Origin of the sequence: Roseateles oligotrophus, from assembly GCF_025717515.1 — a bacterium.
GTDB lineage: Bacteria > Pseudomonadota > Gammaproteobacteria > Burkholderiales > Burkholderiaceae_C > Paucibacter_A > Paucibacter_A oligotrophus.
In genome coordinates this window covers 158,738-167,791 of the sequence record NZ_JAJIRN010000008.1, presented here as the reverse complement: position 1 = coordinate 167,791, position 9,054 = coordinate 158,738, and the positions used below count along the sequence as shown (strand labels likewise).

The 9,054-nt window shown below is 55.1% G+C and carries 8 protein-coding genes; all 8 read right to left on the bottom strand.

Going from position 1 to position 9,054, the window contains the following annotated elements; translation table 11 throughout:
• Window positions 1-71 precede the first annotated feature (71 nt).
• The 8 genes from LNV07_RS18255 to LNV07_RS18220 all read right to left on the bottom strand — a co-directional run bounded on the left by LNV07_RS18255 (window position 72) and on the right by LNV07_RS18220 (window position 9,033).
• Window positions 72-1,124, bottom strand: a complete 1,053-nt coding sequence (locus tag LNV07_RS18255) for a DNA cytosine methyltransferase (RefSeq protein WP_263572608.1) — start codon at window positions 1,122-1,124, stop codon at window positions 72-74.
• A gap of 62 nt (window positions 1,125-1,186) precedes the next feature.
• The gene (locus tag LNV07_RS18250) at window positions 1,187-2,185 is read right to left on the bottom strand and encodes a hypothetical protein (RefSeq protein WP_263572607.1); all 999 of its coding nucleotides are present in this window, start codon (window positions 2,183-2,185) and stop codon (window positions 1,187-1,189) included.
• A gap of 86 nt (window positions 2,186-2,271) precedes the next feature.
• Window positions 2,272-3,516, bottom strand: a complete 1,245-nt coding sequence (locus tag LNV07_RS18245; RefSeq protein WP_263572606.1) for an inovirus Gp2 family protein — start codon at window positions 3,514-3,516, stop codon at window positions 2,272-2,274.
• Window positions 3,517-3,738: 222 nt separating this feature from the next.
• Window positions 3,739-5,034 (bottom strand): YfjI family protein, encoded by a 1,296-nt coding sequence (locus LNV07_RS18240; protein WP_263572605.1) that lies wholly within the window; start codon window positions 5,032-5,034, stop codon window positions 3,739-3,741.
• Window positions 5,031-5,261, bottom strand: coding sequence for a DNA-binding protein (locus LNV07_RS18235; protein WP_263572604.1), 231 nt, complete (start codon window positions 5,259-5,261; stop codon window positions 5,031-5,033). Before LNV07_RS18235 ends, LNV07_RS18240 begins: the two co-directional genes overlap by 4 nt.
• A gap of 906 nt (window positions 5,262-6,167) precedes the next feature.
• Window positions 6,168-7,037, bottom strand: coding sequence for a hypothetical protein (locus LNV07_RS18230; protein WP_263572603.1), 870 nt, complete (start codon window positions 7,035-7,037; stop codon window positions 6,168-6,170).
• Window positions 7,038-7,049: 12 nt separating this feature from the next.
• The gene (locus LNV07_RS18225; protein WP_263572602.1) at window positions 7,050-8,000 is read right to left on the bottom strand and encodes a recombination directionality factor; all 951 of its coding nucleotides are present in this window, start codon (window positions 7,998-8,000) and stop codon (window positions 7,050-7,052) included.
• 31 nt (window positions 8,001-8,031) lie between these two features.
• Complete coding sequence (locus LNV07_RS18220) at window positions 8,032-9,033, bottom strand: YqaJ viral recombinase family nuclease (protein WP_263572601.1); 1,002 nt, start codon at window positions 9,031-9,033, stop codon at window positions 8,032-8,034.
• Window positions 9,034-9,054 lie beyond the last annotated feature (21 nt).

Here is a 9,054-nt window from a genome sequence, read left to right as displayed (position 1 = left end):
AGGGTGAGCCATTGATACCTTGTTGCGCTTGTTCTAACTCTTGCACGGCAGAGCCAGCAATCGCCGTGGCTTCAGTGCTTAGCAAGACTTGCCAGATGCAATTGAATGCTTCGGGCAATTGCACGGCCCAACTCGACCGGCACCGCATTGCCAATCAACCGGCCAAGGGCTGTGAAGCTGATTTCGCCGCCTTTGGGGACGAAGTCATAGTCGCGCGGAAAGCTCTGAATCAGGGCTGCCTCGCGTAACGAAATGGCGCGATCCTGCTCAGGATGCCCAAATCGGCCGTTCCCGAAACCATGGCATTGAGTTGTCATGGTGGGCGCCGGTTTATCCCACTCCATCCGACCATAGACGCCGGGATAAGTGCGCCCCGTGTCCGCCTGGTGGCAGGCAGCGACCAACTCTTTTGGCCAATCGCGCCAAGTTCCTCCAGGCTTGGAAACCCTGATGCGGCGCAGATTCAGGGGTGACAGTGAAGCGGACGCATGCAGCCGGTCTCGCGGAGCTGATTCACCTGCAGCGATAGGCCGCAAGTGGCCGATCGCTTGCTTGACGGTTCTAGGAGTCGGCGTCAAGGGATCAATCAGTTTGATCGGACCATGTTTAGAAGCCAGAAGCACCATGCGGCGCCTAGCCTGTGGCACGCCATACAAGGAACTGTCCACCACTTCAAACCAAACGTGATAGCCGAAGGACTTCAAGCTTTCAACGAAGTCTTGGAACACGGCATGCTTTGCGACCGTGGGCACGTTTTCCATGGTGATCACGTCCGGCTGAGCTTCCTCGGCGAGCCGGGCAAAGTGGTACAGCAAGCCCCACTTGCCTTCCTTTCCATCTGACTCGTAACGCTGCGCGTAAGTCGAGAAAGGCTGACATGGTGCGCACCCCGCCAGCACTTTATAAGGGGCATCCTCGAACAGGGCCTTCAGTGCCGTCCCATCAAGCTTGCTCACATCACCCTGCACAAACTTCGCCGAGTTATTCGCTTGGTACGGATACTGACATGCGGGATCCAAGTCGATCCCGGCCGCCACCGAAATTCCTTCCATTACGAAACCGTGCGTCAGACCGCCAACCCCACAAAACAGGTCAACGCATGTCGCCAACTCTTTATTACTCATAGATCAGTTCAATTCTCAATTCAACAAACTACTCATGCCGCTAGTGTCGGTGATTTTTTCGTTCAGCTACCCGGGTCCAGCGCGGATATTGAAACAGAAGAGTCCTGCCCGAGAATACGCCTCACTTCGCTAGCTTTGCCCTGGCCGCAGCCCAGATACTCGCGTATTCCCTTTACGGTTAATTGAACCCGACCTTCCTCAATTTCTGATTTAACTTTCGCTGCCAACAAATCGAGCTCGGCTCGCGGCTGGACGGCCAAAGCTTCATGTACGCCAACAACTTCAATTGGGTCACTGCCTGCGGGCATGACCGAACCAGTCAGCGTCGAGTCATGGCGCAACAGCACCAAGTACCAGCACAGGCAGCCTAGGCCTTCCAAAATGACGGAAAACAGGATGCCCGTGACCAGGCTCACCACCCCAGTTTCCATCCCCAGTCCGGCAGCTAATCTGCTCGTGACTGGATCATCCAGCAAAAAAGTCTTGCGCTGGTCAAGGCGAACCTTCGCATCTTGCCATCTCCGCACTTCCTCAGCCTCGACTTCGAGTGCTTGGCCACGAGCAATCAGAAACACCTCGCGGGCCTTGTGGGCAGAACATCCTTCCAGACAGGAGTTCCGCGCAAGGCCTGCCTGCAAGCCTTTTACCTTCGCAAGCTCTTCCAGTACAGCTGAAAGAGCTCGCCTTGGCTCAACCAACGCCACCTGTTGAAGCGGCACGACGGTTGCAGCGCGACGCACCCCAGCCTGGTCTTGTGCACCCAAAAAATAGCCTGCATGCACATACGCTACGAAGGCACCGCAGATGAGCCAGAGCGCGAAGCCCAGAACCCGAACCAAAGCGGAAGCCTGTCGGCACAACGCCAAAAGCAGATGCGCACCCAAAACAGCCACGACACCTACCCCGGCCAGAAGGATCTTCTGCTCATCGGTTCCGCCTCGCTGCCATCCAGCCGCAGCAGCAATGCTCACTGAGATCGAACTAGCCAGCAGTGCCAATGAGAGACATGTAAACGCCAAGGCAGCGCCCGGCGAGACCAAGGGGTCATTTTTCAGTCCCATATTCACCTCAGTTTTGTTGTGCAACGGAGGTCCTTGCTGACGGTGGCCGCCAGACCACCACTCGCGCAAGGTAACCTGCGTCGCGGCTAAGTGCCTATCGCACCTAATGAATGACGATTTCGGATACGCGCAACAACGCGGGCACCCTTTGGTTTTTCATGGACTCGCACGTCCTTGGTGCGCGTACGGCCGCGCCCCTTGGAGCGGTCTCGATGAGCAAAGCCGCACCCAAACTGATTGCAACCTTTGTAGGGCAGCGCATGAACAGCCTGCTTGGCTTTGGCCAAGTAGGGCAGCACTCGCTCGCGCAGATTCGCCCGCTTCGCATGGTCGTCATGGTTGACTTCTCCAAGGCCATAGTGCGGAGAACTACTGTCCCATGCCATATTGCAATTGTGAAAGCGCCCTCGCCCCTGCGTGATCTCTTGAGCCCAGTATTCGCCGATCTGATGGGCTAGCCACTCATGCTTTTCAACTTGCGAGCCATTGAAGAACAATGCCAAGTGCAAGTGATAGCCAGCCTTCGGGGTGCATTCAATGCGCCAGACGTAGCCGACCAGATGTCTGAAGAGACTGGGCTTGCCCTTCATGTTTGCGAACAGGCGCTCACGGTCGCGCTGAACCTCTTCGAATGAGACTCGAACATCGGCCTTCTTAGGGGTTGAAAGATCTCCACCATCCCAGTACCAATCTTTGTCGTTCATCTTTTGCATGCATGTTTCTTGAAGAAATGCCTCAATCTCCTTGGTGCTGAAGGTTGCTGCAAGATGTTCAAGATCCAGACGGATCACAGTCAATCTGGCATAACGGGCAAAGAGTTGCTTCTCAAACTGGTGAACTCGCTTCAGATTCTTCTTGGCCTTGCTTTCCCAGTCTGAGATTTTCTTCTTGAGACCGGTTTCAAAAGAGTGACTGCGCATGACAGTAACAAAGTCATCGAAAACATCAGTTACCGTTCTGCCGTTACCGGCATGACTATTGGGTCCGCAATCAACACAGCGCTGTATTTCATGCGCTCGATATTCAGCAAAGAAGAACGCCACTATGGGATGGAACACATAGTCACGAGTAAATATCGAAGCGTACTGACCCAATCGACTCAGGTTATGCCCTAAAGTTGATACTTTCGCAGCATGTTTGCCATTGGATTTCATAGCGGTCTTGATATATGTATCTTTTCCATATACCACTGCACGCATGAAAATAATGAGGGAATTCAAGCACTCTAGATCAGTACTTAAAATGTACTTCTTTCCACAATCATCTTGAAGCAGAAAAGTGTTTTCAGGTAGCATCATTTTGTTTACACCAAATAATTTGATAGTCAACACCACACCAAGACTCAATAGTTAATAAACTATGTTATTAACTAACCAAAATAAATTGACGAGATAAGAACCTCAAAAGCCAAGGTAATTGCTGGAAAAGGCGGCGATTTGCCGCCTTTTCCAATCAAAAGCTGGCATGCTCAATTAATCCGATATTCGCCACCTTGCGGTGAACAGAACATTGAGCCCGACTGGCTTTTCAGCACCTGCACTCGGCACTGATGCTCAATAACCAAAGAGGCGATCAGAGGGCCGATTGAATTGAAGCCAGTCAACAGAGCCAACAAGCATGACCGTCACCTTGCCTTGGCCCGCAAGGATCGGCACTGCCCTATCCAAACGCGCCCTAGTGAAGCCCATGTTTGGAGCGCTTCGCCGAACCTGGGACAGAGGGAACGCGTTTCGGCCTGTCGAATGAACCGCTTGAGCCAGGGCTTGCTCCAAGGTCAGCGCGTCTTGTTCCGCCTGGCTCACTTTGGGCGGCTGATAGGTCATGCGCCGAAAATTGTCCATGCTCCAACGGTCCAACATATCCGCAGTCTTGACCGTTGCGAGTTCAACCTCGCCCTCGGGACCATGTTCAAAGACATGAATCGATCCGGCAAGCTTTAGCACCCGTTCAGAATGACGTGAGGCGTATTCGGAGATCGTCCTGTAAGAAGCGTGCGTTCCCAGCTTTTGGCGAATCTCGTCGGCCAGCGGAATAAAGAAGTTCTGCGTCTCAGGCGATAGTTGCAGCGCAGGGCGTTCCGCCTTGGATTTAACTTGCTGAATCGTGCGAGCAAGAAGATCTTCAATCCTTAGTTCATAGCGTCGGCGGACAGGCTCAGACAGGCCGACGCGATGAAGTGACGAACCGGTTGGCATAGCAGTGGCCGAGGCAACGATAAAGCGATTGATCAGGCCCACCCCACCTGTGCTGGCGCCGAGCAGCACTTTGCTTGCCTCGAAAATATGCGGTTGCTCTGTGAGAAGCATCATCAGCCGACAATTGACCAGTTCAATGCGCCCCGTGGAGACGCGCGCATGGCGAAGCGGCGAGCCGTCGAGAAGTTTCGCTAGCGTCGGCGCAGCGCTGCGTAACAACTGATTTAACTGCCCCCCCTCGTCAGAGAAAAGTCCCGCAACCGGCCAGTCGCGCAGATGCTCAATGACTGCAGCCCGAGTGGCATCTTCAAGGAAAAAGGCTGGCCGGCTGAGCGAATCGGCATTGATATCTGCCCTATTCAAGAAGCGCGTGATTGCCTCCATCAACAGTTTGAAGATCATCGACTTACCGCTACCCGAAGGTGCAACAAGTAAGACATTGGCGCCGATGGGCAAGCGTTGGCCATTCGGCCAAAGAACATCGGCAACGCCTTGAGTTAGCACTGAAATGAAAGCAATCAGTTGCGACACCACAATGGCGATATCAACACCGCTCACGGCCAAGTCGTATGCGAGGTTACCGAGCAGTCCCGTCAGTTCACGCAAAGGGTCGCGTTGCTGGTGAGGCACGAAGGGGCGATTGAAGTAGTTCATACGCCCTCCGAGAGGTTCTGGGCTTCCAGTAGTTTTTCAACAGAGTCTTTCGGCCAGAGCAACTTGCGATTTGGTAAGCGCAAGGGGACGATTCCGAAGTACGAACCGTTCGCCCAAAGCTGCTTTCTAATTGATTGGGCAAGTACGCGATGCTGCGCAGCAAATTCGTCGGTGCTGAGTCCATAGCGGCCGGGCGCACTGCCCGGCGATGTGTTGGCTTTTTCCATAGTGGCTCCAAATAGGTTGAACAAACTTTGTTCGCGCCGGGTGGAGTCCTTGGCTTAGAGCCAAAGCCGATGAACGTAGATCACCGCTGCACCACCCCGATCGCGTAAAAGCAGGTTATGTGGGCGTGCATTTATGACCTAGATTGAGGGGCGCAAAAGGATGCGAAAGGTTGCAAAAGGTTGCGTGCGACCTATCAGAATGCCAGGCCAGCAATGCGTGACAAGGCCACCACGAAGCCCGCCGAACGTTGGCGACAAACCCACCTTGCACATGAACTAGGCAATGTGAGGAACTACTTGCGACCAAGGTGGCGTCATGCAAATCCCCCGGCGCTTGATCCTGTATCGGAACAACCGAAGCATCTTTGCAGACGAAGGGCATGGCTGCGACAACACCTGCCGTGCTGTGCATCTGGGGCGACGAGCCTGCCAGGCAGAGGGCTGTGCAACAAGAGACACAAACTTGGTGCTAAATGGCTGCAGATCCTCCGCAGCTAAAACCGCGGTGATGCTAGACGTCCTCACCTGGCTGGACTACGAACTCATGTACTCGTCGCCGCTCGGCAATGACGAAAACGCCTGCGTCAAGCCGATGTTTCGCAGAGCAAAACAGACCGGGACGCCTGGCCGATCTGACCTTAGAAGAGACTTGGGTTGGTGTCCTGGTCGGTAAGGCGTCAACCAACGGCACCACAGCAATATTTGCATGCGCCCGCCGCAATGCCTTGAAGAGGTACACACTTTTGACGACACGCTACGCAGTGTGGATCTAGATCGAACATCTTCATACTACGCGGTACTTCCGCCATGCCTGATATCGACCGCAAAAGGTGCAGCCCCTCCCTCAAACTCGGCCGAAACCTTAGTGAGTGACTGAAACGACACTACCTAGATGCACGCGAGTGCTCAGGATTCCCTATCTCGTTCAGCCTGAAGTTCTTTTTCGATGAATCTCTTCACCAATTTTTGCGAATAAGCGCGTGTGCGGCCCTCACTTGTAGCCACCATGACGCCGCCGTCAGGGGTAGGTGTAAGCTTTACGTAGCGACCGCATCGTGCCATGGCACACAAGTGACCCCAAACTTCGAACGAATCAGTAGGGTCGGTCGACGCAGCATGCGCAACGCGCAACTCATATTCGATCGTGTTGGGCTTCCCCGACTGAGATATCACGTTTTTTCGAACGCGAATTCGCGCTTCAGCTTGAAGGTATATGTCCTCGGGGACGGGCGCGTTAACTGGGCCAACAGAAGCACTCTTCTCCTGACTGATCGCGGCCCAGTTTTCCAACTTGTGTGCGCGCGCGACCAATTCGAAAGGGGCTGGTATTGGCGCTTGGCTCTTGGTCGAGTCCGTGATGAACGAGTAAAAATACGGCAGCCAGTCGGGCTTAGAACTCGCCGAAGAGTTGTCGTAAGACTCATCACACCAGACCATAAAGTCCAGAGGGGACATTTCAGTTGGCGCATCAAACTCGTCGGTGTCTTCGTCAGTGTGATATTCAACCCAGCGATCTAGGACCTTCTGGGCCTGACGCATCTGATATGAAGTTGCAGGCCTAGCTTCATTCGCAATCTGAAAAGCGGCTGCCAGAATATCTGTGCAGCCCGGAGTTGGAATGACGCCGGCCATGAGCATCGCACCCATTGCCGGCGTCCACGAATCGAGCGCATAAAAGCGCAGGATCAACGTATTTAGCCGGTCGCGCTCTTTGAGGTCATCCGAGACAGGGTTTGACATATTGTTTGACGAAAAGTGGCGCTTCTGTCCCAACATTGTGCCAAGTAATCAGTCCACACAGTTACGGCCGCTGTCACTGCCGCTGTTTATTCGCAACTTGTCGGTAAGTTTGTCGGCCAGTGACGAAGTGCTTCGCTGAACTTGCCTGCCAGCGACGCGATTTACTCCGCTTTTTAGGGCTTCTCTGGTTACTTCTTGGTCAGCCGCATCCGGATAGAACTCTTCGACGATATCCACACTGTCCTCAGCAGACTCTTCGAACATTCCGTCCCCCAGACTTTGCCTCGCAGTTGCATCAAGCGCCATCTGATCGAAGCCGCTGGCTTTGCGCGCATCCCAATCGGTTCGTGCTTGGGCGATCCCCTCCTGCATAGTCATGCCGCCACGCAGCGTCAAATCGACGTAGTAGATTGGCGCCCGATGCGATTGTGTGGTGGACTTGCCGCGCAGGCGAAGTTCCAGCGGCAGCGTGGACAGCAGCCCCCCGGACACGGCATGAAAGTAGCGCAGCCGGGTAGACAAGGTGCGGATGCTGTTGAACCCCGTCGTGCGAAACACAAAGGTGCTCAGCTCGTCGTCATCGCCGATCCGCACATTGAGCCGCCCAAACGGCTTGCAGCCTTTCTGAGCCAGTTCGCATCCCTCTGGTGTAGGGCACGGCATGGACTGGATGCCAGAGTTGGTTGAGCGTCTACAGGTTTCGCCATTGCCTACACACAGCGGCCGACCGGTCTGCCGGTCAAACAAGCTGTAGCTGGCGCGCATGTTCAGGTCCGGATCGTCGAACAGCAGCCGCACTGGGATCTGGCGCAGCTTCGTGTTGGCCTGGCGCAGTGTTTCGTTCAGTGGGTGAGGCACCCAGCCGTCCTTGTTTTGCACCTGGCTGGTGAGGGTGAATTCGTCGTCCTTCTCGGGTAGTCGTTTGCCGTTTCTCTCGACAACCTTGCCGATGGAAATCCGCCCGACGATGGGCGGCGTTAGAGCCAGTCCTTTGAGCATGATGATGTCGTCCTTGTTGAGTTTGATGGTTTCAGCCGGTCACTAGAAAGCGGCGTGAGCCAGGCCTGTTAGTCATGAAGCAGCGAGCCAGTTCGGGTTCGTCCTTGCAAAGCCGGGCTGCATCCAGCACTTGAGAGTCCTTGCTTCGCTTCCAGGTCACTTCGCCAGTTTCAAAGAGGGCCTTTGTGGCGTCGCCCATGTGCTGCTGAATGCGCTGCTTGAGCTGCGCTTCGAGCTGGTTTTGCTGGCCCAGCACCTGCCGCACGGCCAGCAAGTCTGAAAAGACGCCAGACATTGCAAAGTCTGCTGACAGGTCCAGCGTTTGCCCTGAGTCCTGTGGATAGAGCGCCCGCAAGGCGGTGTCAGCGGAATCTGAGCCATCGGCGGGTGGGGCCACGTCGTCCACGACATAGCGCCAGAACTTCCTTTCCAGTTCGATAAGCCGTTGGATCAGGGCTTCGTCTCGCTCGATGCGGTGGACCTGCAAATCCTGCCCACCCAAGAGCACGGCGACGTCAGCGGCCTGCTTGCCGGTCACAGCCAACTGATGCATGACCTGAATCTGCACGTACTCAGGAACACCGTCTTTCCACAGCCTGGCGCCGTTGATGCCGGCCGTTTTGCATTCAAGAATCTGAACGTCGGGAGCGCCAGTGACTTCCCGGTCGATGTTGGCCAGCATCCATGGCTCATCCGGATGCTGCAGCACGGCGTTGATGCGCCGCACCCGGTTGCTGGTTCGGCGCGTGTAGTGCGCGGCGACGATGGGCTCCAACAATGTGCCCCAGTACATCGGGCTGGTTTCGTCATTGGGATCGGTCTTGGGCAGGTTGGCGTCCCGCCCGGTTTTCTCCATCCAAAGCTGCAACTGAGATTTGTATGGATTCAGGCCGACAGCGGCGCCGGCATCCGAACTGCCGATTCCGCCTTTGCGGACTTCGAGCCACTCGTCGCGGTCCAAGTTTGTGGTTTTGACGAGCCTCAATGCAGGCTTGCGTGATGTGGGTGGATTGGATGATTGGGGGAGTGCCATGAAAGCTCCTTATTGCGAATG

Excerpts from the sequence above, each read along its gene's own strand:
- LNV07_RS18255 (WP_263572608.1), bottom strand. The coding sequence starts at position 1,124 with ATGAGTAATAAAGAGTTGGCGACATGCGTTGACCTGTTTTGTGGGGTT.
- LNV07_RS18250 (WP_263572607.1), bottom strand. The coding sequence starts at position 2,185 with ATGGGACTGAAAAATGACCCCTTGGTCTCGCCGGGCGCTGCCTTGGCG.
- LNV07_RS18240 (WP_263572605.1), bottom strand. The coding sequence starts at position 5,034 with ATGAACTACTTCAATCGCCCCTTCGTGCCTCACCAGCAACGCGACCCT.
- LNV07_RS18235 (WP_263572604.1), bottom strand. The coding sequence starts at position 5,261 with ATGGAAAAAGCCAACACATCGCCGGGCAGTGCGCCCGGCCGCTATGGA.
- LNV07_RS18230 (WP_263572603.1), bottom strand. The coding sequence starts at position 7,037 with ATGTTGGGACAGAAGCGCCACTTTTCGTCAAACAATATGTCAAACCCT.
- LNV07_RS18225 (WP_263572602.1), bottom strand. The coding sequence starts at position 8,000 with ATGCTCAAAGGACTGGCTCTAACGCCGCCCATCGTCGGGCGGATTTCC.
- LNV07_RS18220 (WP_263572601.1), bottom strand. The coding sequence starts at position 9,033 with ATGGCACTCCCCCAATCATCCAATCCACCCACATCACGCAAGCCTGCA.